Here is a 24,285-nt window from a genome sequence, read left to right as displayed (position 1 = left end):
TTAAGCTAAAAATCAAGTGATTATTTCTTTTTCAACTCCAACTTCTCTGCAAAATAATCGCAGAAATCCTTCATAGTTGCCGTCATCTTTTCATCTTGGGTAGCACGGTGAAAAGTGTCGCTCATAGCCACTAAGGTTTGATGGAAAAACAGTTTCATTTCATCAACTGGCATGTCTTTGGTCCATAAATCGATACGCAAAGTTTCCTGTGCTTTACTGTCCCAAACCGACAATAACATAGCCTTTGCCTCTTCATTTTCAATACCGCCATCCTGCGCCGTCCAGCTTAAGTTTTCAGGAATGCGGTTTTCGTCCAATTCTACATTTAATGTAATTGTTGATTTTATATTCTCTGCCATTATTTACGTGGTTTATATTTTGAATTATTAAAAATTTCGGACGCTTCCATTTGAAGCATCTCCTTAAAATCTACGTCGTTGTGCTCCATATAGGAACGCACAATTTGCCAGCCAATGAATTGTCCCAATCGTCCTGGGGATTCCCTATCCAATTCCAAATAAAATTTTGAAAACGGTGCAGGCGCAATAAACCTGCCTGCCAAACCTGTATCGGTGCTGTACAGCATTTCCTTGTCGATAAAATACCTCCAGATATAGCTTTCGTTCTCCTGGGACCAAGCCAATTGCTCCGGTAAATACCCAATTTTTTCGGCATCCGTTTTAAACGGAATCATCCTATCCTTAAAATACAACAACTTCCCATAGTAAACCATTTCATCCAACAAGGTTTTACGCTGCGATTGGAAGCTGTATTTTTCAGCATAATTAGTTGCCAAATCCGGTACAATTTGTGATTTGGTCATATTCTGAACAATATACTTTTGGATTCCAGAATAAAATTCATGGTCTGCCCCCAAATAAGTATCTAGAGCTATCAATGCAATGGTATCGGTTACAATAGTTTTGTTTCGGTAATCTACATCCGAAGTCAAGGTAATCACCCTTGGAGCAGCAAAAGTTTTATCGTAATATTTTAAGTGTTGAAATAGTTTTTCGATTTCCAATTCCACATCATCAAAATCGTGGTATACTTTATCTACTTCTTCAAACAACTGTTCCTGTAAAGTGTCCTGCATGCGGTTGATCCACACAGAATCACTAATTCTTTTTGAAAACAAAAACGGATAGCTAGCTTTTAGTTTTGGTAAATCTTCCGGGGTAGCTTTAGCAAAGGCTTCATCAAAGCGCTCTACCTTAAAAGGAATGTCTATTTTTGAAATTTCCTGTTCTGTTTTTGAGGTTTTATCACATGATAACGCAGTGACAAGAACAGTAAAAAGTAAAATTATTTTCTTCATAAAACTTAAACTGTGTTTATTTTTATTCCTAACCCGTTTAGTTTATTTTTGTTTGCAAAGGTACTATTCTTAGATTTAAATCGTAACTAAAATGCAAACAGAAAAAATTGTTGACCACATCGTAAATTGGCTAAAAGACTACGCAACCAATGCTAAAGTAAATGGTTTTGTAATAGGAGTTTCCGGAGGAATTGACTCAGCCGTAACCTCTACCTTATGCGCCATGACAGGCTTGGAACTACTATGCTTGGAAATGCCCATACATCAAGCCCCTTCACAAGTAAGCCGTGCCTTAAATCATATCAAATGGATGCAATCCAAATTTGATAAAGTGAGCATGACACAAGTGAATCTAACTCCTGTTTTTGATAGTTTGGTAGCTGTTTTACCTCAGGTAGACAATGAAGCAGATCGTTTTATGTCGTTGGCCAATACCAGAGCAAGGTTAAGAATGACTTCACTGTACTACTTTGCTGCCCTTGATAAATTGCTCGTAGCGGGAACAGGAAACAAAGTAGAAGACTTTGGCGTAGGCTTTTACACCAAATATGGAGATGGCGGCGTTGATTTAAGCCCGATTGCCGATTTATTGAAAACCGAAGTCTACGAAATCGCTAAATATTTAGGGGTTAACCAAGAAATTATTGAAGCTGCACCAACCGATGGTCTATGGGGAGATGACAGAACAGACGAAGACCAAATAGGCGCTTCATACCCTGAATTGGAATGGGCTATGAAGATGAAAGACGAAGGACAAACAGCCAATGATTTTGAAGGCCGCGAAAAGGAGGTTTTTGAAATCTTCATGCGCTTCAACAAAGCTAACCAACACAAGATGAACCCTATACCTGTATGCACTATTCCGGATAGTTTAAGATAATTCTTATTAATTTTCGAACACAAATCTTTAAACCTGTTATTTTTTTCATTACATTTACAAAAAGAACTACCCCATATACCTCTTAATCTTGTCTGAGTTTCATCTCTGATTAATAGCATATTAACTTAATTACTTAATTTTTTCCTATTATGATTAAAGTATTAGTCGTTGACAACCATCCGATTGTTAGAACAGGGTTACAGTTGCTATTTGAATCTAGCCCCGAAATACAGGTTATTGGCAGTGTAGGTAGCGGTATCGAAATTTTTGAATTCATCCGGCGACATTCTGTAGATGTTGTGGTTTCAGAGATTGATCTACCAGAATTGAACGGGATTACCGCCTTAAGAGCCATAAAGAAGGAACACCAAAACTTAAAGGTGCTCTTTTTTAGCCATCACCCAGAAGAAATCTATGCCATTAGCGTATTGAAAGCAGGAGCTTCTGGGTACCTTTCCAAAACAGAAGACACGGACACTATCAAAGAAGCTATTTTAAAGGTTTATAATGGCGGTATTTACTTAAGTAGTAACATGGCCAAACACCTTAACTATAACGACACCAAAAAGTCTCCGAGCAAGATGTACAAGCGTCTATCCACTCGTGAAGTTGAAGTGTTAAAACTATTGTCGTCTGGTAAGAAGAATAAGGAAATTGCTCAAGAATTGGATATCAACGAAAAAACTGTGAGCACCTATAAAGCAAGGTTATTCAAAAAATTACACGTTACCAATCTTGTAGATTTAATCCATCAAGCGAAACATTTGGAATTAACCAACGGTTAACCCACCACTTTACCAAGTTTTCTAGATAACAACATTTTTAGACCCAGGTAGTCTTTGACGTCCTCTATAATGGCCATTCTATCGACATCTTCCCGTAAGGTGTCGTTTTTGTATTCTGCTACTTTTTTATCAATCAAAAAGCAACGCAGGCTTAAAATAGTTTGGTTTACCAACTGTGCTATCGATTCGCTCTTTTGTTTAGGCACAATCAAATTGCGCTCCCAATCGTGAAGCGTATAGCGCTCGTCTTCCATAAGAATACTGGTAACTTCACTGGCCATATCCTGATCCAGCCTATTCACAAATTCCCTTGTGGAAAATGGCTTGTCGCTATGTAGTTCTTCCATCAAAGAATTATAGATATTATGAAAATTAGGATTAGCAAACTGCATTTCGTCTTCCTGTAAATCGAGGAAAATTTTATCAAATACCTTAGTAGTATTAATAACTGGTTCCAGTTTTAAGTCGCCTGTTTTTTCGTCTTCTTTCAGCACCAAATCATCAAAATCTTCAGTTTCGCTACCATATAGGAGTAAAATTTCAATGATTTTTCGCTCCAATTCGTACTGCAAATCGATTTTCTGCTTGGGCTCTTCCCTTTTTACTACCTGAAAAGCTTGCTGCTCTGGACGGTCATTTTTACTTGCCTCCTGAACCTCCTTTTTACCCATTTGGGCCAAGGTAGTAAATAGCACATCTTCGCTAATGTCCATTATTCGGGAACACTCTTGAATATACACCTCCCTTTTGATATTGTCAGGAATCTTTGCAATACTATTGACAATATCTCTAATGGTTTCTGCCTTTTTGATAGGATCATTATTGGCATCTTCCACCAAAACTGAAGCCTTAAACTGGATAAAGTCCTTAGCATTAGCATCCAAATACTCCTTAAGTTCCTCTAATGTATTTTGCCTTGCAAAACTATCCGGATCTTCTCCTTCCGGGAAAGTACACACCCTAACGTTCATGCCCTGCTCCAGGATTAAGTCAATCCCTCTCAAAGAAGCTCTCATACCTGCCGCATCACCATCAAAGAGCACCGTAATGTTTTTAGAGAGACGGTTGATCAGTCTAATCTGCTCTGAAGTTAAAGCGGTTCCAGATGAAGCCACCACGTTTTTAATTCCTCTTTGGTGAAATTGAATCACATCGGTATACCCTTCTACCAAATAGCAATTATCTTCCTTTGCAATGCTTTGCTTGGCGTGGTAAATACCATAGAGCACTTTACTTTTATGGTAGACCTCACTCTCTGGGGAATTTAAGTATTTGGCGGCCTTTTTATCGGTCACCAAAATCCTTCCTCCAAAACCCAAAACACGACCACTCATACTTTGTATTGGAAACATCACTCTACCTTTAAAACGATCAAAACGCTTGTCTTCCTTAACAATGGTCAACCCTGTTTTCTCTAAATAATCGATCTGATAGCCTTTTTTCAAAGCCTCATCGGTAAAGGCCTGCCACTCATCTAGGGAGTATCCCAATTGAAAGGTCTTGATGGTATCATTGGTAAAACCACGCTCTTTAAAATAGCTTAAACCAATGGCCTGACCTTTATCGCTTTTAAAAAGAATTTTCTGGAAATAATCCTTGGCAAACTCGTTGACCAAATACAAACTTTCACGCTCGTTGGCTTCCTGTTTCTGTTCATTGGTTTGCTCGGTTTCTTCAATTTCAATATTGTATTTTTTCGCCAAATATTTAATGGCTTCAGGATAGGTAAAATGCTCGTGCTCCATTAAAAAAGTGACGGCATTCCCTCCTTTTCCACTAGAAAAATCCTTCCAAATTTGCTTTACGGGAGAGACCATAAAACTAGGTGAGCGCTCATCACTGAACGGACTCAACCCTTTATAATTGGTTCCAGACTTTTTTAATTGCACAAAATCTCCAATAACCTCCTCTACACGAGCGGTTTCAAAGACTTGTTCTATAGAGGCTTTTGAAATCAAATCAATACATTTTTGAAAAGGTAAATTTAGGACATTATTGGATACAAAAAAAGCTCCAGTCAAAGCATGACCGAAGCTTTCAATTATGTCGATTTCTTTTAATCCATATCAAACCTAATACCCAAGGAAATATTGTTTTGATCTACTGGTTGATCTTTAAAAATTGGCGATAAATCATACTTAGCATACAACCCAATACTACCAAAAGACAGGTAACCACTCACCCCATAGACCAACTCATTAACGTTATACCCTTTATATTTATCCTTTTCACGGTCTCCGTCTACTCTATATTTCACTTTTTGCTTGGACTCCAAATTAAAACCTGCGTAGCCTCCAATCCCAATTTTAAACTTTTTATAGGTAGAATATCTGAAATAAGTATCCCTTTCTATCTTTTTGGATGGCCCAAATTCAAAATGAACTGGAAACACCAAATTGGTTGTTCTAAATTTCGATTTCCTTACATCCTCAGGAAATTCCGACAACATTACAATATCGTTAGTTTCCGTAAAATACATATTGTCTTTGATATCTAATTTATTCCATTGAAATGAAAACCCGTATTTAAGCCTTAGTGCATTAGAATTTTCAAAGACTCTTGTTTTCCATGCATACCCCAATTCTACAAAACCAGAGCCACCAAATTTATAGGGTGAGTCTCCAAAAGACTCGCCTTCAATAATAGCGTTGTTAAAACCTATGGCAAAAACTAAATCACCAGTAGTGCGTTTATCATAAACAGTAGGCTTTAATTTATAATCTGCCCTTTCCCCAATATAAATCACACCTCTGTCATACTCATCCGCATCTTCCCCCTTACCTAATTCAAAAACAAAGGTTGTACTCTTGTCTTCTGAAGACCACAATTCTTCATTTCGTTCCAAAAGAGCAATTTTATTGTCAATGATTGCTAAACGATTTTCTATATTTAAAGCGTGTTTTTGAGCTGCTTCCTTTTTGAGTTGATCCGCTTCCTCCTGAGTAATTTCACCATTATCGAAACGTTGATTAATTCGTTCGACTTCGGCTTTCAAAAGTTCCTTTTCCTGATTTTCAATTTCTATTTTTTCTTTTTTTAGAGCTTCTATCTTAACGCTATTATTAGCTTTTGGAATGGTATCCTGGGCATAAACGTTGCTTAAACTTAGACATAGGATTAGCAGCACTACATGTTTTGTAATGGTATTCATAACTGTTTGTTTTTTAATTGATGTTTAATTTATGTAATCTCCATATACGTGGCCTGAGCATATTTCAATTTGAATTTCCTCACGGAACTATTTACTGATTACGCTGGGTGACTGCAGTTTTCACGGTAACGTAACTTTCTTTTAGGGCTTTAAAAACTTTATCTCTAAAGGAGTCTTCTAAATCCATTTCCACACTCTCCAAGAGCGCATTGGCATCCACGGTTCTTGTGGATTCATTATATAATATGCTTTGTTGTATTTCCAATTCCGCCATCTGTAACAAAGAGTCTATTTCTCTATCGGTTACTTCTGTATTTTGGGCTGCCAATTCGGTAATTAGAGTCACGACATCCTGAACCTTTAAATCCAGTGGTTCCAAATTTTCAGAAACTTCTTTATGGTCTTGCACTGCCACATTTTGTTCTATAGCCGATTCGTTTAAAGGCAAAGAATTTTCCAATTTATTCTTTTCGGAAGGAAGCTCACTGTTAGTAACCTTTGCTACAGTTTCTGATTTTGATATTTCAGATTTGATTAAATCTCTATTAACTTCTTCTTCATTATTAACAGATACACCTTCCTTAACTTCAGATTCTGTTACTACAACCTTTGTTTCTCCCTTATACTTGGGTGTGATATCTCCCTCAACATCAACAATCACAGAGGTATCTATATTTATACTATCCTTTTTAAAGAAAAGACTGCTTACCAAAAAGATCCCAACTAAACTGGCGGCAATGCCCATCCACCAAAATCTTTTGTTTCTGTGTTTGTGTTTAGTGGTTTCTACATCCAAACGGCTGGACAACTTGTCCCAAGACGCTGGAGACGTCTGGATGGCACGTTTCTCCAAGGTCTCCTTTATGTCATTTTCAAACTTAATTGGCGCCATAACTTGTGTTATTTAATCTGTTCAATTTTTCCTGAAGCATCTGTCTCGCCTTAAACAACTGCGATTTTGACGTCCCTTCAGAAATCTCCAATTCCTCAGCTATTTCGTGGTGCTTATACCCTTCAATAGCGTACATTACAAAGACCATTCTATACCCTTCCGGAAGTTCATCAATGAGCTGCTGAATGTCATTTACTTCAAGTCCTGAAGTTGTACTATATACATGCTCTTGCGGCATGCTTTCCTCTTCTGTAGGAAATTCCAAGGATTTTCGTTTTCTAAGAAAAGAAATGGCTTCCCTCACCATGATCCTCCGAAGCCAGCCTTCAAAACTCCCTTCATTTTTAAAGGATTTAATGTTGGTGAAGGCTTTAAAAAAACCATTCAACATCACTTCTTCCGCATCCTGTACATCCTTGATGTAATACCTGCATACGCTCAACATCTTTGGCGCATGAATTTCATAAAGCACATGCTGTGCCTCGCGATTGTCCTTCGCCGCTTTTGTGATAAGCTCTTTGGTATTTTTATGCAGTTGAATGACTTTCAAAATCTACAAGGTGTTGGTCTTTATATACAAAGACGCAATTATTGAACCAATGGTTGCCTGTAGGTTGAAAAAAATTATTTTTTTCTGTCAATTACGTAGTTCACCATAAGTTTTAGTGAACTTTTGAATTCAGATTCGGGGTAAGTTTCCAACAAAGTAAGTGCTACTTTTTGAAACTCTTTCATTTTAGCGATGGCATAATCCAGGCCGCCATTATCTTTAACAAAATTAATGACTTCCTTAACACGTTTTTTGTCCTTATTGTGATTTTTTATGGAATTGATCAACCACTTTTTGTCCTTCTTATCACATTTATTAAGTACATGAATCAACGGAAGTGTCATTTTTTGTTCCTTGATATCGATACCTGTAGGTTTACCAATGGCATCTTCTCCATAATCAAACAAATCGTCCTTAATTTGAAAAGCCATCCCAATCAACTCTCCAAATTTACGCATGGTTTCCACCTCTGATGAATTTGGTTTTACCGAAGCAGCTCCCAAACTACAACAGGCAGCGATTAAGGTTGCCGTTTTCTGACGAATGATTTCATAATATACGGCTTCCGTAATGTCCAATCGGCGGGCCTTTTCTATTTGCAACAACTCTCCTTCACTCATCTCCCGAACGGCTACGGAAATGATTTTCAACAAATCGAAATCATTATTATCAATGGAAAGCAACAAACCTTTAGATAACAGAAAATCCCCAATCAAAACAGCGATCTTGTTTTTCCAAAGGGCATTGACGGAGAAAAAACCGCGACGTCTATTACTATCGTCCACAACATCATCATGAACCAATGTAGCCGTATGGATCAACTCAATAACCGAAGCACCCCGATAGGTCCGTTCACTGATTTCGCCATTGTTGACCATTTTCGCCACTAAGAAGACGAACATTGGGCGCATTTGCTTCCCTTTTCTGTTAACAATATAAGTAGTAATTCTATTGAGCAATGCCACTTTAGAAGACATGGACAGTTGAAACTTTTGTTCAAAAAGGTCCATTTCGTAAGCGATGGGCTGCTTTATTTGCTCTACTATTTTCAACAGAAAAATTTAGTCATTTAGGTAATGACAAACCTACTAAAAAAGCTTGTAAAATACTATTTCAAGTTTCTTTGGAAAGAAAAATCTTTAACTCTTATTTGCCAATTGACCACAGGCCGCGTCAATATCCTTACCTCTGGAGCGTCTCACGGTCACAGTAATATGATTGGCTTCCAATAGGGATACATACATATCAATTGCTTTTGGATTGGCCTGTTGGAACTCTCCATCGTCGATAGGGTTATACTCAATTAGATTCACCTTACTTGGAGCAAACTTACAGAACTGAACCAAAGCCTCAGCATCTTTTTTGGCATCATTGATCCCTTCCCAAACCACATACTCATAAGTAATTCTATTTTTGGTTTTGGCATACCAATACTCAAGGGCTTCGCGTAAATCCTTTAAAGGAAATGTAGCGTTAAAGGGCATTATAGAAGTGCGCACTTCATCAATAGCAGAATGCAGCGATACAGCCAATTTGAATTTTACCTCATCATCGGCCATTTTTTTAATCATTTTGGGTACCCCTGACGTAGAAACTGTAATTCGCCTTGGAGACATGCCTAATCCTTCAGGAGAAGTGATTTTATCAATTGCCTTAAGCACGTTATTGTAATTCATGAGTGGTTCTCCCATGCCCATAAACACAATATTGCTTAAAGGCCTATCAAAGTAAAGTTTGCTTTCATTATCAATGGCCACCACCTGATCGAAAATTTCATCAGGATTCAAGTTACGCATGCGCTTTAATCTTGCCGTAGCACAAAACCTGCAATCCAAACTACAACCTACTTGCGAAGACACACAGGCCGTGGTTCTGGTTGCCGTAGGAATTAACACCGATTCTACAACCAATCCGTCATGCAACCTTACCGCATTTTTGATGGTTCCATCCGAACTACGTTGCATTTGGTCGACCTTCACATGATTAATCACAAAATTTTCATGAAGCATGGCTTGGGTATCCTTGGCAATATTGGTCATGTCCTCAAACGTATGGGCGCCTTTATTCCAGAGCCATTCATACACCTGGTTTCCTCTAAATGCCTTATCCCCCTGCTCCACAAAAAAATCACGCAATTGTTCTTTGGTGAGTGCTCGTATGTCTTTCTTCTTTACTTCCATAGATGCTGCAAAAATAGTGAAAGGAATATCGATTTACGATTTTTCGATTTAGTTTTATAGAATTCTTAGGATTTCCCAAAAAATAAAGCCTTGTAAATTACAAGGCTTTATTCGTATTATATTATTTGGATTTACTTTTTTGATTACAAAATCAACATAGCATCTCCATAAGTATAGAACTTGTATTCTTCTTTTACCGCTTCTTCATAAGCTCTTTTGATGAAATCGTGACCAGCAAAGGCAGACACCATCATCAATAAGGTAGATTTTGGCGTGTGGAAGTTCGTAATCATACAGTTGGCAATGCTGAAATCGTATGGAGGGAAAATAAATTTATTGGTCCATCCAGCGAACTCATTCAAGGTACCATTGGAAGACACGGAACTTTCAATAGCTCTCATAGAGGTTGTTCCAACTGCACAAACGCGTCTCTTGTTCATAATACCTTTGTTGATTACATCAACGGCCGCCTTATCGATAATGACCTCTTCACTGTCCATTTTGTGTTTAGACAAATCTTCAACCTCAACTGGATTAAAAGTTCCCAAACCAACGTGAAGTGTAATTTCCGGCAATTCTATACCTTTAATTTCCAAACGCTTTAATAAGTGCTTAGAGAAGTGCAATCCGGCAGTTGGAGCTGCCACGGCACCTTCATTTTTCGCAAAAATGGTTTGGTAACGCTCTTCATCTTCAGGCTCCACGTCTCTTTTAATGTATTTAGGAAGTGGTGTTTCTCCCAATTCGGTTAGCTTGTTTCTAAATTCGGCATATGATCCATCATAAAGAAAACGCAAAGTTCTTCCTCTTGAAGTGGTGTTATCAATAACTTCTGCTACTAACGTTTCGTCATCACCAAAATACAGCTTGTTACCAATTCTTATTTTTCTTGCAGGATCTACCAAAACATCCCAAAGACGTTGCTCTTCATTCAATTCCCTTAAAAGGAATACTTCAATTCTTGCTCCTGTTTTTTCTTTATTTCCATACAATCTTGCAGGGAACACTTTGGTATTGTTAAGGATCATTACATCTCCTTCATCGAAGTAATCAATAACATCCTTAAACAATTTGTGCTCGATGGTTTGCTCTTTTCTGTTCAAAACCATCAATCGCGCTTCGTCTCTAATGTCCGAAGGACGGTCTGCCAATAATTCGTCTGGAAGTTTAAAGTTAAAATTTGATAATTTCATTTGTTATATTTTATGGGAAGTGGCAAATATACAATCTCAAGATAGGGGTTGTCAAGTAAATGGCAGATTATTATTGGTTTATTTGAAATCCAATAGCCGCCAAGTCCTCCCAAAACGTTGGAAAGGATTTTGAAACCACCATAGCATCTTCAACCTGCAGCTCCGTTTTAAGAGCTAAAGGCGCAAAAGCCATAGCCATTCTATGATCATTATAAGTAGCCACTGTAGGATTTGATTTTAAATTTGACACTGGAAACAATTTTAAGGAATCATTAGTGATGTGCACCTCTGCCCCAAATTTCTCCATTTCTTTTTTAAGTGCCACCAACCGATCGGTTTCCTTAATTTTTAAGGTGTGAAGTCCCGTTAGCTCACACCCAATTCCCAAACCTAAACAGGTTACGGCAATAGTTTGTGCTATATCGGGCGCATTGACTAGATTGAATTGCTTTGGTTCAAGATTTTGAGATTCTTTTCTTAGAATAATCTGGTTTTCGTCATAAGTAGTAGTCACTCCAAATTGCGAATAAATCTCAGCGAGTACGGAATCCCCTTGTAGCGAATGTTCTTTATAGGAAGACAACTTGATTTCTGTACCAATGGCACTCAAAGCAACAATACTATAAAAATATGACGCCGAAGACCAATCGGATTCTACTGTCAACTTTGTTGTTTTTAATGGTATTTTTTTAGGAGCGACAGAAATAAGGTTTCCTTCAAATTTGGTATCAACTCCAATTTGATTTAGTAAATCCAAAGTCATTTTGATGTAAGGCACCGAAGTAATCGTACCTTCTAATGTCAACTCCAAACCATTTTTCAATTTTGGTGCTATAAGTAACAAGGCTGAAATATATTGACTGCTCACATTGGCCTTTAAATTCACTTTGGATTTGGTTAACTTTTGTCCTTTGATTTTTAAAGGAGGGCAACCTTCTGTTTCCAAATAAGTAATATCAGCACCTAAGATATTCAAAGCATCTACCAACACCTGAATGGGCCGCTCCTTCATTCTTGCCGACCCCGTTAACACAACGTCACTTCCTTCTTTAGTGGCAAAATAGGCCGAAAGAAAGCGCATAGCTGTACCAGCATGATGGATATCGATGAGATTGGAATGAGATTCCAAGGCTTTTTGCATCACCTTGGAATCATCAGATTCCGATAAATTTTCTATTGATATTTCGGGAAATAAGGCCTGCAATAACAGCAGCCTATTGGATTCGCTCTTAGACCCGGTAATGGTAACACTCGACGTTTGTTCAACAACCGATTTACGGAGTTGGATATTCATAGCAATGATTTGTAAATTACTTATTTGAGCAATTTACTTTAATTTTTCATTATTATGGTGCCTATCGTGATCGCGTTTGGTTTTTTTGTCCATTTTTTTATCGAATGCCGCCTGCAAGTCAATACCTGTTTGATTGGCTAAACACAACACCACAAATACTACATCTGCCAACTCTTCCCCCAAATCCTTATCCTTGTCACTTTCCTTTTCACTCTGCTCCCCATAGCGTCTGGCAATAATACGGGCCACTTCCCCAACTTCCTCTGTAAGCTGCGCCATATTGGTCAGCTCATTAAAATATCTTACCCCGTGCTCTTGGATCCAATCATCAACTACCTTTTGGGCATTTTCAATATTCATTATATTATTTTTTTAAGTACTACCTTTTCATTATGCTTTTCTATACTAGATTTAAAAAAGCCTTTAAAATACTCATAATCTTCTGGAAGCACTAAAGTAGTATTTAAATCAAGATTTACAAGTAATTGAAGATATTTACCACTTTTCTTTACGACATAAGTTAATTTTGCTCCTCCATTATTAAAATCTACAGCACTGCTTTCCGGAAGTGTTTCAACCTCATACCCTTCAGGGATCATAACATTTACCATATACTTTGTTGAAACTGGAAAATCCATGGTTATAGGGTAATTCCTCTTAATTTGTTTAAAAGGATTTTCAGATGTTGCCAAAAATAACATTGGTGCAAAATAAAGTTTCCCTGCTATTTCTTCAACTGCATCATTCGATTGAAATTCATAGGTAATTTGCAGTGGTTTCTCAACATCTTTAGCATTATTAATTTCTAGATTTTCGATAACAATCTCACCTTTGTTTTTTTCGAATATCTTAATCAAATCATCAGGACTTATATTGGCATATCTATTTCGATGCTGCATAGCCATATAATTTGTATAATTTTCACGCACTTTCCCTCCAACCGTTAAATCAGTATTAATTGCAATGTTTAAAAGCACTGTCTCCTCTGATTTAACCTTAGGTTGTAAATCAATCCATGCCGAACTTCCATTTTCCCTAATCACTCTTCCTTGCCAATTCAAAGCTCTTGTTGGCAATATATCTACGGTACTATAGTCATTTGTAGCATCCAATAAAACATTAAAATTCACATCTTCTATCATGCAAATAACATAGTTAAAGCCGTCTCTAGTTGGAAAAAGAGGTATTCCATTATTTTTAGTACTTATCAAAACAGGATTTGCTTTAACACCTGCACTTCTAAGCATAGATACCAATATTAAATTTATATCTCCAACATTACCTGTTCCCTCTTTATAAGCTTTACGTACGCCATTATCTATTCGATACCCATAATACCCATTCCACTTCACTTTTGATTTTACATGATTATAAATTAAGGTTATCTTATTTGAAACATTAGTCTCTCCTGCAATTAGGTTCTCAAGATCCTCTTCATAATACCCTGTTTTATCCAACTGAATACCAAACTCATCACTATCATAAATCGTTTTGGTTACTTTCTCCCAACTAGAAGAAAAAGACTCCAAAGGTTTATTAGGATATTTAATAGCCGTTAATTCCAAAATTAGTTTTGCCCTGTAATTATCTATATTACCAACCAATGGTTCATCTTTTAATGCAGGAATATTTACCTCATTTATGGTTATAACGTTATCCATATAGTCAGTCTTAGATTGACTAAACTCAGTTTTAGTCGCAGTCAATCCCCCCGTAGTTGATCTTGCCTTACTATTGATAGTAAAACTATTATGTTCTTTTGTTAAATTGAGTTTTGGAATGTAACTAGATTTAGGGTTGAGTAATTTATTATAAATATAATATTCTGGAGTACTTATCTTTAAATCAGACTTTAAAATTGGAATGGTATACTGAAAATTAATATCATCAATTTGCAAATAAGGTGATTTAATTCGGTAGGCATATTCTATTACACAGCCATCTTTTACATTTGGCATCGTAAAAGACTCAAACTTCCAATACTTATTGGCCTCCTCTTCAAATATACTCTCCTTTTTCAACTTCTCTTTTTCTATCTTACCATCAATAAGGTTGAAAGTATACCCCTTTAAAGAAGATAAATTTTCTGAATTTGATGCTGAGCTATTATACAGTCTAATCTTTTTTGTTGCCCAATGAAAACCCTCTTTATTATAGATTTTAATACGTTCATGAACTTCCCTATTCTGCATAAATCCTTCTCCTTGAATATACTCAAAACTTATTTTTTCATTCTTATATAACACTACAGCATTAGCTGAAGAGTCTTGGGGGCAGATTTCCCCTTCCAGTTCCTGTTTTGAAACTTTCCCAAAATCATAATCTTGAGCATATTGCACATAGCCCAAGAACAAAATCAATAATGTTGTAAGAACCTTTTTCATTACTTTTTAGAGTTTTAAAGTTAATGCCAGTTTAGCTTTATCATTTTTTGCCACAGAGGCCACAAAGTCTCTAAATCTGGCATATTCTTCTTTAGGATAATTTCCTTTATTTAGGCTATAAGTCCGCTTGTAAAGTATTTCATGCTCATTAAGCACCATTATTGAAAATTGATAGAAACCATACTTAGTATCAATGCTTACCGCATCTGGTAAAGCATCAAAACTTAGGGATTCGTCAATTTCAATTATAAACTCATCAGTATCAACAAAGCCCCTTTCAATTTCAAAATCTAAAGTTCTATTTCTATATCGTGTAGGTATGTGAGTTTCCCTATTGAATATATTAGGACTAACCAATAAAAGGTTTCCTGTTTTTGAGGCATAATTCTGTGCGGAAACCTTAATATTTTCAGTAAATAGAATACTATCTTTTTCATTCTCAAACTCCATTTCGGTTATTGATAAATTATTGACATAATCCCAATAGTTTTTAAAATGTAAGTCCTGATTCCTGGGTTCTTCATTCTGAATCCCCTCATGCAGAGCATACTGATATCCTTGGGTTTTAATGGTTACTTCCCCATTTAAAGATCCATCATTAAGCAGTTTTACTCTAGCTTTAGTAACCTGAGTGCTTTTCTCTTTAGGATATGTCGTTGTGTGGATTATTTCACCTCCTTCAGGTGTCACAATCAAAGCATCTCTATCATCTGTAAAACCTGCAATAAAACCAAAAGGATTTGTTTGACTAGTACATTCCAACCATACTCCATTCTCATGATTTGGTAAATATAACACTACATGATTTCCTTGTGTAGAAGAAAATTCTTTATCTATACTTCTTATATTTCTCCCCCCATAAATAACGGCATAATTAGCATCAACTCCTACCTCTTTCAGCAAAGCATAGGTGTAATTAGACAAGCCTTTACAATCTCCATAGCCCAAGCGATCAACATCGGTTGCCAACATAGGCTTCCAACCACCAATACCAACCTGTACACTTATATAGCGAGTTTTATCTTGCACATACTTATAGACGATTTTTGCCTTTTCCAAATCATTTGAACTATCTTTTGTCAATTCTTTTATCTCTTGTTTTACTTGATCTGGCAATTGATCAGTTCCATTTAATAAGTCCTCAAACATCCATTTACCAAAATCTGACCAATTATTATTAACACCTTTCACCCCAACCATATCAAACTCAACTAAAGCTGCCTTTAAAACAGGGGCATAGGTTTTAAAAGGAGGACTATAAGCTTCTGGCTTTAATGAGCTTAAATCATTTGCTTTGTAATGAAAATTATTGAGCTTTGTAATATTATAGTTTTCAAAATTTTGAGTCTTAATTTTAACTTCAACTTCAGAAGAATTTATAATTTCATACTCGCTATTTTCCGTACTTACATAAAAACCTTCAATGGGTCTCCAACCAGGCAAAAATGCCGTGGAATTATATTCTATTTCAGCATCCAACAGTACCGTATAGGGATAACTTATAGGAGTGTAGTCCAAATACTTAACCCGACTATCGGAATACAAAGTCCCTCCACTAACAGCACTTACATCCTGAAAATCCTTCTCCTTAATTTTTTTCAACTCTTTTCCATAAGCATCAAAAATCTTCACTTCCAAATTTTTAATATCAATCCCCCTTCCATAATGAAATACAGCATCAATATCAGAATTCCCTGCTTTACTTAAAACCGTCACAATTCTTTTTTGAGTAACCAAAATTTCATTATAGGCTTTAATTTCAATTTTTTGATCATTATATCTTACAACAGCATTAGCCTTAGATTTCAATTCCGAGGGAATAGTCGCGGCAGAATAAAGTTCTTCTTGAGAATATACTATAGAGGCAATGAAGAACACCCCTAAAAAGGATAATATTTTGGTAGTCATGGGTTGGTTTTTGGTCTTTAAATCTAATAAAATTCTCCAAATTAAAGGAGAAATCTATAAAGATTACGCCCGTTTACTCTTTAACCAATTGAACATCAAAACAATAAAACACGGCGCAAAAATGTAAAGCAACTCGCTCATTATTACTTTAGCACCCCATTCTGAAAAAAAGCGTTCCACACCAATTGGTGACACTTTGATAACCTTCCAAGGAAAAAAATATCGATGATTGTTGAATGGGATAAAAAAGCCCACACCTTTGCCGCCAGTAGTTAAAGCATCCAAAAGACCATGGGACAAAGTGCTCAATAAAATTACAATGGCATAAAGAGGCTTCTGCTTTTTACCAAAAGCCAAGGTTAGAAACAAGGTCCAAATAACTGCAAACACAATGGAATGTGTAAAACCACGATGTCCCCAAGGTGACTCATATGGAACCCCAAACATAAATCCCAACACATCAGCGTCTGGAATTATGGCTGACAAAACTGCTAGAAATATTAAAGATTTTGACACTTTTTTGGAGGCAACTTTACCAATAGTAAAGGCTAGCATTCCATGACCAAATAGTGAAGCCATTACACTTTATCTTTTGTATCGATAATAATGGTTACAGGACCATCATTTACCAAGGCAACTTTCATATCGGCACCAAACTCTCCCGTTCCAACGGTTTTACCTAAATCGGCTTCAAATTTAGACACAAAAGATTCGTACAATGGAATGGCAATATCTGGTTTCGCAGCATTAATATAACTAGGACGGTTTCCCTTTTTTGTACTGGCATGCAAAGTAAACTGGCTCACAACAATGGCATCCCCATTTACATCAATCAAAGATTTGTTCATCACCTCATTCTCATCTGGAAAAATTCGAAGGTTGGCAATCTTCTTGGAAAGCCAGTCTATGTCCTCTTGAGTATCCTCATCCACAATTCCCAATAATATCAAAAGGCCTGTATTAATATTGGCTACTTGCTCACCTTCAATAGTTACACTAGATTGCGATACTCTTTGAATGACTGCTTTCATTGTAGTGTAAAATATTATTCTTTGGAGTAATTATCGGTACGGTAAGATTCGTCTTCGCCTTCCAAAATTTGAAGGTAACTTCTATATCGTGAATAGGCAATTTCATCATTTTCCAAAGCCTCCTTAACGGCGCACTTTGGCTCATCCACATGGATACAATTATTGAATTTGCAGTGTTGCTTCAGTTCAAAAAACTCAGGAAAATAGTCTCCCACTTCTTCTTTGTCCATATCTACCACTCCAAACCCTTTGATTCCTGGAGTATCGATGATTTTTGCCCCAAACTCCAAATCGAACATTTCGGCAAAAGTTGTGGTATGCTGTCCCTGCATGTGCTGCATGGAAATTTCCTTGGTCTTTAAATCCAAAGTTGGCTCAATGGCATTTACCAAAGTAGATTTCCCCACTCCAGAATGGCCTGCAAACATACATACTTTGTCCTTCATTAATGACTTTACCTTATCGATATTTTTCCCAGTCGCTGCCGAAATACCAATACATTCGTACCCAATTTTTCTGTACACATGGGCCAAATACCGCACCTCGTTCAATGTATCTTCATCGTAAGTATCAATTTTATTGAACAGAAGAACCGTAGGTACCGAATATGCTTCGGCAGTCACCAAAAAGCGATCGATAAAAGTTGTGAAAGTTGGCGGATTATCAATGGTCACTAACAAGAATACCACATCAATATTGGCGGCAATTACGTGTGTTTGTTTTGAAAGGTTTACCGATTTCCTAACAATATAGTTTTTGCGATCCTTGATATGATGAATAACCCCAGTAGTTTCATCATTGTTGGTCTCCAATTCAAAGTCCACCACATCACCCACGGCAATGGGGTTGGTACTCTTAATTCCCTTAATTCTAAACTTCCCCTTCATCCTACATTGATAGGATGCACCGAGCTCTGTTTTAACGGTGTACCAACTTCCTGTAGATTTATATACGATTCCTGTCATCCATAAAATTGAGGCGACAAATTAAGGAATTTATTGAATTTACTCAGTGAAAAACCGCTTTTTTAACAGGTAACTTTTCTCCATCACCAACCAAGTTTACGAGGTATACACCAGATGGAAAACGTGACAAATCAAGACTGATATTTTCAGTTAGTCTTTTCAAATTTTGGGAAAGGACTTTTTGCCCTGTAATTGCATAAACATGCATCTCGAGTGTTTCATAATCCTTGGCCAACTTTATATTAAAAATTCCAGTTGACGAAGGATTAGGATAAAGTACATTTTGCTTCACAGCCAACTCTGAGGTTTCAATTTCTAGTCCTTCCTGACTTTCTTCTTGAGATCCCTCCTCAATCTTCACAACACAACTACCACATGTATATGTACGACAAGTTCTAGTATAACTGTAACAATTCAATACAACTGTATCCAACATTACCATGGAAACCTCAATTTCTTCTGAAACCTTTTCTTCTGATTGAGCAAACGAGCAAAATGACCAAGTCATTAAAACTAAAAAAAGTAGCATCTGTTTCATAATTCATATTTTAAAAGTTATGAAACAAACCTACTTTTATAGAAGGAATCCTAAAATCTAAAATGAGTTAACTCATCGTTTGAATGAGTAAACTTATTGATACCATCGGTTTATGAATTTATAATCTTCTCTTGATGGTTAATGGACTCTTGGTGAATGGCTTTAAATACTCGCAAAATAAATTCCTCGCTTAAATTTTTCTCCTCACCTTGAAGAATCATTTTACCTAAAATCTCATTCCATCGTTTAGACTGTAATACAGCTACGTTTTTAGACTTCTTAAGCGCCCCAATATCATCGGCAATCTTCATACGCTTACCCAAAATTTCAATCAGTTGATGGTCAATAAGGTCTATTTGCGTTCGCATCATGTTGATTTTATTATTGAACTCAGCAGCATCGTCAAACTCCTTTCTTATCTTCAAATCTTTGGTAATCTGAATCAAGGTCTTTGGTGTGATTTGTTGCGCGGCATCGCTCCATGCATTATCTGGATCGTAATGGGTTTCTATCATCAAACCATCATAATTTAAATCCAAGGCAGTCTGGCAAAGATCAAAAATGATGTCTCGCCTTCCTGCAATATGTGACGGATCTAAAATAAGTGGCAAATCTGGAAAACGGTTTTGCAAATCAACAGCAATTTGCCATTCAGGGTTGTTTCTATAATTTGTCTTTTCATAGGTTGAAAATCCTCTGTGGATTACCCCTAAGTTTTTAATATCGGCCGTATAGAATCGTTCAACAGCCCCCAACCACAGGGACAAGTCTGGGTTTACGGGGTTTTTTACCAACACCGTTTTATCCGTTCCCTTAAGGGCATCGGCAATATCCTGAACTATAAACGGGCTCACCGTCGTTCTGGCGCCAATCCATAAAATGTCTACATCATGCTCCAAGGCCAAATCAACGTGATGGGCATTGGCAACCTCGGTGGTGGTTAACATTCCTGTTTCTTGTTTTGCCTTTTGCAACCATTTAAGCCCTAAAGCTCCCACACCTTCAAAGTTGCCAGGTCTTGTTCTTGGCTTCCAAATGCCTGCTCGCAATACCGTAGCATCACTATCTTTTAATTCATGTGCAATTTTCAACAACTGCTCCTCTGTTTCCGCACTACATGGCCCTGCAATTACCAACGGATGCTCCAATCCGAAGTTGTCTAACCACGATCTAAGTTCTTTCTTGTTTTCCATAATGCTTTGTTTTAAACGATTCCTTTTAATATGTCTTTAATATGATTGGTACTTTTCATTTCATTGTAAATTTCATCAAACTCATCTGCCTTCATAAACTCCTTGAATCTTGTGAGGTTGTCTATATACTCTTCCAAAGTTTCAATGACATTGACTTTGTTCTGCTTAAAAATTGGAGTCCACATTTCTGGTGAACTTTTAGCCAAACGCACCGTACTCTCGAATCCACTTCCCGCCAAGTCAAAAATATCACGCTCATTTTTTTCCTTTTCAATCACAGTTTTCCCCAACATAAAAGAACTGATATGCGACAAATGCGATACATAGGCAATGTGTTTGTCGTGCGCCTCTGGATTCATATACCGAATCCTCATGCCCATAATTTTGAAAATATTTAATGCCAACTCCTGTAGTTTGAAGGCCGTTTTTTCCACCTCACAAATAATATTGGTTTTCCCAACAAACAACCCTTCAATAGCAGCCGAAGGCCCAGAAAACTCGGTTCCCGCAATGGGATGGGTGGCCAAAAAATTTCTTCGTTTTGGATGATTTTCCACCACTTTACAAATGTCATTCTTGGTGGAACCGGCGTCAATTACCAAGGCATCGTCATGTACCAAATCTAAGACTTCAGGCAAAAGTTTTACGGTCGCATCCACAGGCACAGTCACTATAACAATATCTGCTTGGGATAATGTTTCCAAAGTGGACTTTTCATCTATAATTCCCAATTCCTTGGCCTGGCCCAAATGTTTTGGATTATGGTCAATACCATAAATCACTGAGTCCGGGGTCAAACGCTTAATATCTTTGGCAATGCTTCCGCCAATCAATCCAATTCCTATGATGTAAATATTTTTCATACTACTTAACTCTAGCTATCGCTTCTTCTATATCTTCAATCGAGGCACACAATGAAAACCGAATATAGCCTTCTCCATTGGTTCCAAAAACAGTGCCTGGGGCAATAAAAATGGAATTGTTCTTCAACAATACATCTATAAATTCTTCGGCCTTTACAAAATCGGGCAACTTTGCCCAAACGAACATTCCTGTGGCAGTTCTATCAAATGTACAGTTAAGGGCTTCTGCCAATTTCCAAACCAACTCTCGACGTTTTTCGTAAACACTATTAAGGCTTACATACCACATTTCAGAACATTTTAAGGCTTCAATGGCACCTTTCTGAATGCCGTAAAACATGCCAGAATCCATATTGCTTTTCACCTTAACAATGGCATTAATGTAATCTGATTTTCCCAAAACCATTCCCACACGCCAACCGGCCATGTTAAAGGTCTTGCTCAATGAATTCAATTCCAAACAGCAATCCTTCGCGCCTTTGTATTTCAAGATACTTCTAGGATGTTCATTCAAAATAAAACTATACGGATTGTCATTCACCAATAAAATGTTGTTGCGTTTGGCAAAAGCAATCACATCATCATAAAACTTGTTTGGCGCTACAGCTCCAGTTGGCATGTGCGGATAGCTTAGCCACATCAACTTCACCTTACTCAAATCCCTTTTTTCCAACTCAATTAAGTCCGGCAACCATTTACTGTCTTCATTTAAATCGTAGAACACAGGCACAGCACCTACCAATTTGGTTACCGACGTATAGGTTGGATATCCCGGATTGGGAATCAACACCTCATCGCCTTCATTTAAAAAAGCCATGGAAATATGCATGATTCCTTCCTTACTTCCCATGAGCGGCAACACTTCCGTTGTCGGGCTTAAAGCCACTTCAAACCTCTCTCGGTAAAACACCGTAATGGCTTCCCGCAGCTCTGGCAAACCATAGTAGCTTTGATATTTATGCGCCGAAGGATCAGACAGACTATCTGTAATAGCTGCCAACACTTTCATGGGCGGCTCCAAATCTGGACTTCCAATGCCTAAATTGATAATAGGCTTGCCATGTGCCTTTAGCAATGCCACTTCCTTCAGTTTTTTCGAGAAATAATATTCCTCCACTGTATGTAACCTGTCAGCTACTGTAATCATAGTTTAGCGTTTTTATATTCGCCCAATATTTTTAGGTCCTGAGACATGATTTTTAAAATAGACTTCGCCTTGTCATAATCGGCATAAGCTTCAAAAGTGACATCTACAAAAAAGGCATACTTCCATGGCGTCTCTATTTTTGGCAAGGACTGTATTTTGGTTAAGTTCAATTTACAATCGCTCATCACATTAAGCACTGTAGCTAAGCTACCACGTTTATGGTCCAATTCAAACTTTAAAGACGCTTTATTGATTTCCTCTTTCGGAATTTCAGAATTTTGCTTTTTCACAATCACAAAACGGGTCTCGTTATGAGCGATCGTTTGGATACTTTCCCCCAAGATTTGAAGCTCGAATAATTCCGCCGCCAACCTACTGGCAATGGCCGCCACATTTTTAAGCCCCTTGGTTTTGATTCGCTCAGCTACCTCTGCCGTATCCTTGTCTTCAATCAACTTGATGTGCGGATGTTTTTTAAAAAACTCCTTACACTGCAGCAAGGCCATAGGATGTGAATACACTTCGTGAATCTCCTCGATGGACTGATTTGGCAGGGCCATTAAATGATGCTGAATATCTAAATAATGCTCTCCAATAACATGTAAGTTGTGGGTATCAATCAAAGCGTAATTAGGAATAATAGAACCCGCAATGGAGTTTTCTATGGCCATAATTACCGCATCACTTTTACCGGTAAGCAAACTGTTTACCGCTTTATCAAAAGACAAACATTCATCAATGATGACATCATCATCAAAATATTGTTGGCAGACAATATGATGAAAAGAGCCTTTTATTCCCTGTATTGCAACTGACTTTATCATGTAAAAAAAAAGTCCCGATTTTCATCGAGACTTATATATTAAATTTATGGCTATAAATTATACATACAGAGTCTCGTTCCTTTTGCTAAAAAAGAAATAAAACCAGTTAAAATATGTATAATTATTTGTGTTCATTGTATTTACGAATTGCTAAAGTAATTAATATTTCCACAAATCAAAGTACTCGCCTCTATTTTTTTATTCATTTCCATTTTTTTTCACGAATTTACTTCCATAGAAGGTTTAAACTATATAATTACTATTTTTGGACAAACAATTCTCTATATGTCAATAGCAGTTGCCCACATATCCAAGGTTTATGGTACGCAAAAGGCCCTGAACGATGTTTCTTTTCAAGTGAAAAAAGGTGAAATTGTTGGTTTTTTAGGGCCCAATGGTGCTGGAAAATCAACCATGATGAAAATCTTGACCACTTATATCGAAGCCAGCAGCGGGGAAGCTAAAGTGTGTGATTTTGATGTGAACTCCGCGTCTAAAGAGGTACAGAAACATGTTGGCTATTTACCAGAACACAATCCGCTTTATCTGGAAATGTATGTAAAGGAATACCTCCATTTTAATGCGGGTGTCTATAATGTGGGTAAAGAAAGAATCGCTGAAGTGATTGAACTTACAGGATTGACACCCGAAGCCCACAAAAAAATCGGTCAGCTCTCAAAGGGATATCGCCAACGTGTTGGATTGGCAAATGCACTCCTTCACAACCCAGATGTGTTGATTTTGGACGAACCTACCACAGGATTGGATCCCAACCAATTGGTAGACATCAGGCAATTGATTAAAAATGTTGGAAAGGAAAAAACCGTGTTTCTATCTACGCATATCATGCAAGAAGTGGAAGCTATGTGCGACCGAGTAATCATTATCAACAAGGGTGAAATTGTAGCAGACAAACGCCTTTCTGAACTTAGGGAAGGGAAAGACCAAACCGTGATTGTTGAATTTGATTATCGCGTGGAAGAAGCCTTTTTACAAAAATTGCCTCATGTGAAATCGGTAGTTAATGTTCATGATTTTGTGTATGAAATCACGTTTTCCACAACGAAGGACATGCGTTCTCATGTGTTTGATTTTGCCCATGACAATGAACTCAAAATCCTTCAACTGAACCAAAAGAATGAAAGTTTGGAAAGTCTGTTCAGGGAATTGACCAATAAATAAAGGAATG

At 37.2% G+C, this 24,285-nt stretch carries 24 protein-coding genes; 3 read left to right on the top strand and 21 right to left on the bottom strand.

What is annotated here, in order from left to right; translation table 11 throughout:
• Positions 1-20: 20 nt before the first annotated feature.
• Together gldC and gldB are read right to left on the bottom strand one after the other, a co-directional pair.
• The gene (gene gldC, locus BKM32_RS07545) at positions 21-359 is read right to left on the bottom strand and encodes a gliding motility protein GldC (protein ID WP_053978442.1); all 339 of its coding nucleotides are present in this window, start codon (positions 357-359) and stop codon (positions 21-23) included.
• Complete coding sequence (gene gldB / locus BKM32_RS07540; RefSeq protein WP_076663276.1) at positions 359-1,318, bottom strand: gliding motility lipoprotein GldB; 960 nt, start codon at positions 1,316-1,318, stop codon at positions 359-361. The genes gldC and gldB overlap by 1 nt, the downstream gene beginning before the upstream one ends.
• 91 nt (positions 1,319-1,409) lie before the next feature.
• Here gldB and nadE point away from each other — a divergent pair, with 91 nt between their 5' ends.
• The gene (gene nadE, locus BKM32_RS07535) at positions 1,410-2,198 is read left to right on the top strand and encodes an NAD(+) synthase (RefSeq protein WP_076663275.1); all 789 of its coding nucleotides are present in this window, start codon (positions 1,410-1,412) and stop codon (positions 2,196-2,198) included.
• Positions 2,199-2,347: 149 nt separating this feature from the next.
• Positions 2,348-2,983 (top strand): response regulator transcription factor, encoded by a 636-nt coding sequence (locus BKM32_RS07530; protein WP_053978445.1) that lies wholly within the window; start codon positions 2,348-2,350, stop codon positions 2,981-2,983.
• Here the strand turns inward: BKM32_RS07530 and dnaG are convergent.
• The 19 genes from dnaG to BKM32_RS07435 all read right to left on the bottom strand — a co-directional run bounded on the left by dnaG (position 2,980) and on the right by BKM32_RS07435 (position 23,096).
• Entirely contained in the window at positions 2,980-4,941 is a 1,962-nt protein-coding gene (gene dnaG, locus BKM32_RS07525) for a DNA primase (RefSeq protein ID WP_076663324.1), read from the bottom strand. The genes BKM32_RS07530 and dnaG overlap by 4 nt on opposite strands.
• Positions 4,942-5,039: 98 nt before the next feature.
• Positions 5,040-6,134 (bottom strand): hypothetical protein, encoded by a 1,095-nt coding sequence (locus BKM32_RS07520; protein WP_076663274.1) that lies wholly within the window; start codon positions 6,132-6,134, stop codon positions 5,040-5,042.
• A gap of 91 nt (positions 6,135-6,225) precedes the next feature.
• Positions 6,226-7,026, bottom strand: coding sequence for a hypothetical protein (locus BKM32_RS07515; protein WP_076663273.1), 801 nt, complete (start codon positions 7,024-7,026; stop codon positions 6,226-6,228).
• Positions 7,013-7,576, bottom strand: coding sequence for an RNA polymerase sigma factor (locus BKM32_RS07510; protein WP_076663272.1), 564 nt, complete (start codon positions 7,574-7,576; stop codon positions 7,013-7,015). Before BKM32_RS07510 ends, BKM32_RS07515 begins: the two co-directional genes overlap by 14 nt.
• Before the next feature lie 74 nt (positions 7,577-7,650).
• Positions 7,651-8,628, bottom strand: coding sequence for a polyprenyl synthetase family protein (locus BKM32_RS07505; protein ID WP_076663271.1), 978 nt, complete (start codon positions 8,626-8,628; stop codon positions 7,651-7,653).
• An 87-nt stretch (positions 8,629-8,715) separates the two neighbouring features.
• The gene (gene rlmN / locus BKM32_RS07500) at positions 8,716-9,756 is read right to left on the bottom strand and encodes a 23S rRNA (adenine(2503)-C(2))-methyltransferase RlmN (RefSeq protein WP_076663270.1); all 1,041 of its coding nucleotides are present in this window, start codon (positions 9,754-9,756) and stop codon (positions 8,716-8,718) included.
• 143 nt (positions 9,757-9,899) lie between these two features.
• A complete protein-coding gene (queA, locus tag BKM32_RS07495; protein ID WP_053978452.1) occupies positions 9,900-10,949 on the bottom strand; it encodes a tRNA preQ1(34) S-adenosylmethionine ribosyltransferase-isomerase QueA in 1,050 nt (349 codons plus the stop codon).
• Positions 10,950-11,019: 70 nt separating this feature from the next.
• Positions 11,020-12,243 (bottom strand): 3-phosphoshikimate 1-carboxyvinyltransferase, encoded by a 1,224-nt coding sequence (locus tag BKM32_RS07490; protein ID WP_076663269.1) that lies wholly within the window; start codon positions 12,241-12,243, stop codon positions 11,020-11,022.
• 33 nt (positions 12,244-12,276) lie between these two features.
• A complete protein-coding gene (locus BKM32_RS07485) occupies positions 12,277-12,603 on the bottom strand; it encodes a nucleotide pyrophosphohydrolase (protein ID WP_076663268.1) in 327 nt (108 codons plus the stop codon).
• Positions 12,603-14,627, bottom strand: a complete 2,025-nt coding sequence (locus tag BKM32_RS07480) for a DUF3857 domain-containing protein (RefSeq protein ID WP_076663267.1) — start codon at positions 14,625-14,627, stop codon at positions 12,603-12,605. The genes BKM32_RS07485 and BKM32_RS07480 overlap by 1 nt, the downstream gene beginning before the upstream one ends.
• A 6-nt stretch (positions 14,628-14,633) precedes the next feature.
• Positions 14,634-16,436 (bottom strand): DUF3857 domain-containing protein, encoded by a 1,803-nt coding sequence (locus BKM32_RS07475; protein ID WP_253187432.1) that lies wholly within the window; start codon positions 16,434-16,436, stop codon positions 14,634-14,636.
• A gap of 162 nt (positions 16,437-16,598) precedes the next feature.
• Positions 16,599-17,114: a metal-dependent hydrolase gene (locus tag BKM32_RS07470; RefSeq protein WP_076663265.1), complete on the bottom strand. Its 516-nt coding sequence runs from the start codon at positions 17,112-17,114 to the stop codon at positions 16,599-16,601.
• Positions 17,114-17,566, bottom strand: coding sequence for a D-aminoacyl-tRNA deacylase (gene dtd, locus BKM32_RS07465; RefSeq protein ID WP_076663264.1), 453 nt, complete (start codon positions 17,564-17,566; stop codon positions 17,114-17,116). Before dtd ends, BKM32_RS07470 begins: the two co-directional genes overlap by 1 nt.
• 14 nt (positions 17,567-17,580) lie before the next feature.
• Complete coding sequence (gene rsgA, locus BKM32_RS07460) at positions 17,581-18,531, bottom strand: ribosome small subunit-dependent GTPase A (protein WP_076663263.1); 951 nt, start codon at positions 18,529-18,531, stop codon at positions 17,581-17,583.
• 43 nt (positions 18,532-18,574) lie between these two features.
• The gene (locus BKM32_RS07455) at positions 18,575-19,069 is read right to left on the bottom strand and encodes a T9SS type A sorting domain-containing protein (protein ID WP_083702127.1); all 495 of its coding nucleotides are present in this window, start codon (positions 19,067-19,069) and stop codon (positions 18,575-18,577) included.
• A gap of 110 nt (positions 19,070-19,179) precedes the next feature.
• Entirely contained in the window at positions 19,180-20,262 is a 1,083-nt protein-coding gene (locus tag BKM32_RS07450; protein ID WP_076663261.1) for a bifunctional 3-deoxy-7-phosphoheptulonate synthase/chorismate mutase type II, read from the bottom strand.
• A gap of 11 nt (positions 20,263-20,273) precedes the next feature.
• Positions 20,274-21,125, bottom strand: a complete 852-nt coding sequence (locus BKM32_RS07445; RefSeq protein WP_076663260.1) for a prephenate dehydrogenase — start codon at positions 21,123-21,125, stop codon at positions 20,274-20,276.
• Between the two features lies 1 nt (position 21,126).
• On the bottom strand, positions 21,127-22,272 hold the full coding sequence (locus BKM32_RS07440) for a pyridoxal phosphate-dependent aminotransferase (protein WP_076663259.1): 1,146 nt from the start codon (positions 22,270-22,272) through the stop codon (positions 21,127-21,129).
• Positions 22,269-23,096, bottom strand: coding sequence for a prephenate dehydratase (locus tag BKM32_RS07435; RefSeq protein WP_076663258.1), 828 nt, complete (start codon positions 23,094-23,096; stop codon positions 22,269-22,271). The genes BKM32_RS07440 and BKM32_RS07435 overlap by 4 nt, the downstream gene beginning before the upstream one ends.
• 285 nt (positions 23,097-23,381) lie before the next feature.
• On the opposite strand from BKM32_RS07435, the gene gldA reads away from it, so the two are divergent.
• Positions 23,382-24,278, top strand: coding sequence for a gliding motility-associated ABC transporter ATP-binding subunit GldA (gene gldA / locus BKM32_RS07430; RefSeq protein ID WP_076663257.1), 897 nt, complete (start codon positions 23,382-23,384; stop codon positions 24,276-24,278).
• Positions 24,279-24,285: the final 7 nt, after the last annotated feature.

The organism is Mangrovimonas sp. DI 80 (assembly GCF_001975575.1).
In the GTDB taxonomy this organism is placed as follows: Bacteria; Bacteroidota; Bacteroidia; order Flavobacteriales; family Flavobacteriaceae; genus Mangrovimonas_A; species Mangrovimonas_A xylaniphaga.
Note: the sequence above shows the minus strand (reverse complement) of the source record. Positions and strands in the feature narration are given on the sequence as shown.

Excerpts from the sequence above, each read along its gene's own strand:
- gldC (WP_053978442.1), bottom strand. The coding sequence starts at position 359 with ATGGCAGAGAATATAAAATCAACAATTACATTAAATGTAGAATTGGAC.
- BKM32_RS07515 (WP_076663273.1), bottom strand. The coding sequence starts at position 7,026 with ATGGCGCCAATTAAGTTTGAAAATGACATAAAGGAGACCTTGGAGAAA.
- BKM32_RS07530 (WP_053978445.1), top strand. The coding sequence starts at position 2,348 with ATGATTAAAGTATTAGTCGTTGACAACCATCCGATTGTTAGAACAGGG.
- BKM32_RS07435 (WP_076663258.1), bottom strand. The coding sequence starts at position 23,096 with ATGATAAAGTCAGTTGCAATACAGGGAATAAAAGGCTCTTTTCATCAT.
- BKM32_RS07480 (WP_076663267.1), bottom strand. The coding sequence starts at position 14,627 with ATGAAAAAGGTTCTTACAACATTATTGATTTTGTTCTTGGGCTATGTG.
- gldA (WP_076663257.1), top strand. The coding sequence starts at position 23,382 with ATGTCAATAGCAGTTGCCCACATATCCAAGGTTTATGGTACGCAAAAG.
- nadE (WP_076663275.1), top strand. The coding sequence starts at position 1,410 with ATGCAAACAGAAAAAATTGTTGACCACATCGTAAATTGGCTAAAAGAC.
- dtd (WP_076663264.1), bottom strand. The coding sequence starts at position 17,566 with ATGAAAGCAGTCATTCAAAGAGTATCGCAATCTAGTGTAACTATTGAA.
- rsgA (WP_076663263.1), bottom strand. The coding sequence starts at position 18,531 with ATGACAGGAATCGTATATAAATCTACAGGAAGTTGGTACACCGTTAAA.
- BKM32_RS07445 (WP_076663260.1), bottom strand. The coding sequence starts at position 21,125 with ATGAAAAATATTTACATCATAGGAATTGGATTGATTGGCGGAAGCATT.
- BKM32_RS07490 (WP_076663269.1), bottom strand. The coding sequence starts at position 12,243 with ATGAATATCCAACTCCGTAAATCGGTTGTTGAACAAACGTCGAGTGTT.
- BKM32_RS07470 (WP_076663265.1), bottom strand. The coding sequence starts at position 17,114 with ATGGCTTCACTATTTGGTCATGGAATGCTAGCCTTTACTATTGGTAAA.
- BKM32_RS07455 (WP_083702127.1), bottom strand. The coding sequence starts at position 19,069 with ATGAAACAGATGCTACTTTTTTTAGTTTTAATGACTTGGTCATTTTGC.
- BKM32_RS07520 (WP_076663274.1), bottom strand. The coding sequence starts at position 6,134 with ATGAATACCATTACAAAACATGTAGTGCTGCTAATCCTATGTCTAAGT.
- queA (WP_053978452.1), bottom strand. The coding sequence starts at position 10,949 with ATGAAATTATCAAATTTTAACTTTAAACTTCCAGACGAATTATTGGCA.
- gldB (WP_076663276.1), bottom strand. The coding sequence starts at position 1,318 with ATGAAGAAAATAATTTTACTTTTTACTGTTCTTGTCACTGCGTTATCA.
- BKM32_RS07485 (WP_076663268.1), bottom strand. The coding sequence starts at position 12,603 with ATGAATATTGAAAATGCCCAAAAGGTAGTTGATGATTGGATCCAAGAG.
- rlmN (WP_076663270.1), bottom strand. The coding sequence starts at position 9,756 with ATGGAAGTAAAGAAGAAAGACATACGAGCACTCACCAAAGAACAATTG.
- BKM32_RS07450 (WP_076663261.1), bottom strand. The coding sequence starts at position 20,262 with ATGGAAAACAAGAAAGAACTTAGATCGTGGTTAGACAACTTCGGATTG.
- BKM32_RS07440 (WP_076663259.1), bottom strand. The coding sequence starts at position 22,272 with ATGATTACAGTAGCTGACAGGTTACATACAGTGGAGGAATATTATTTC.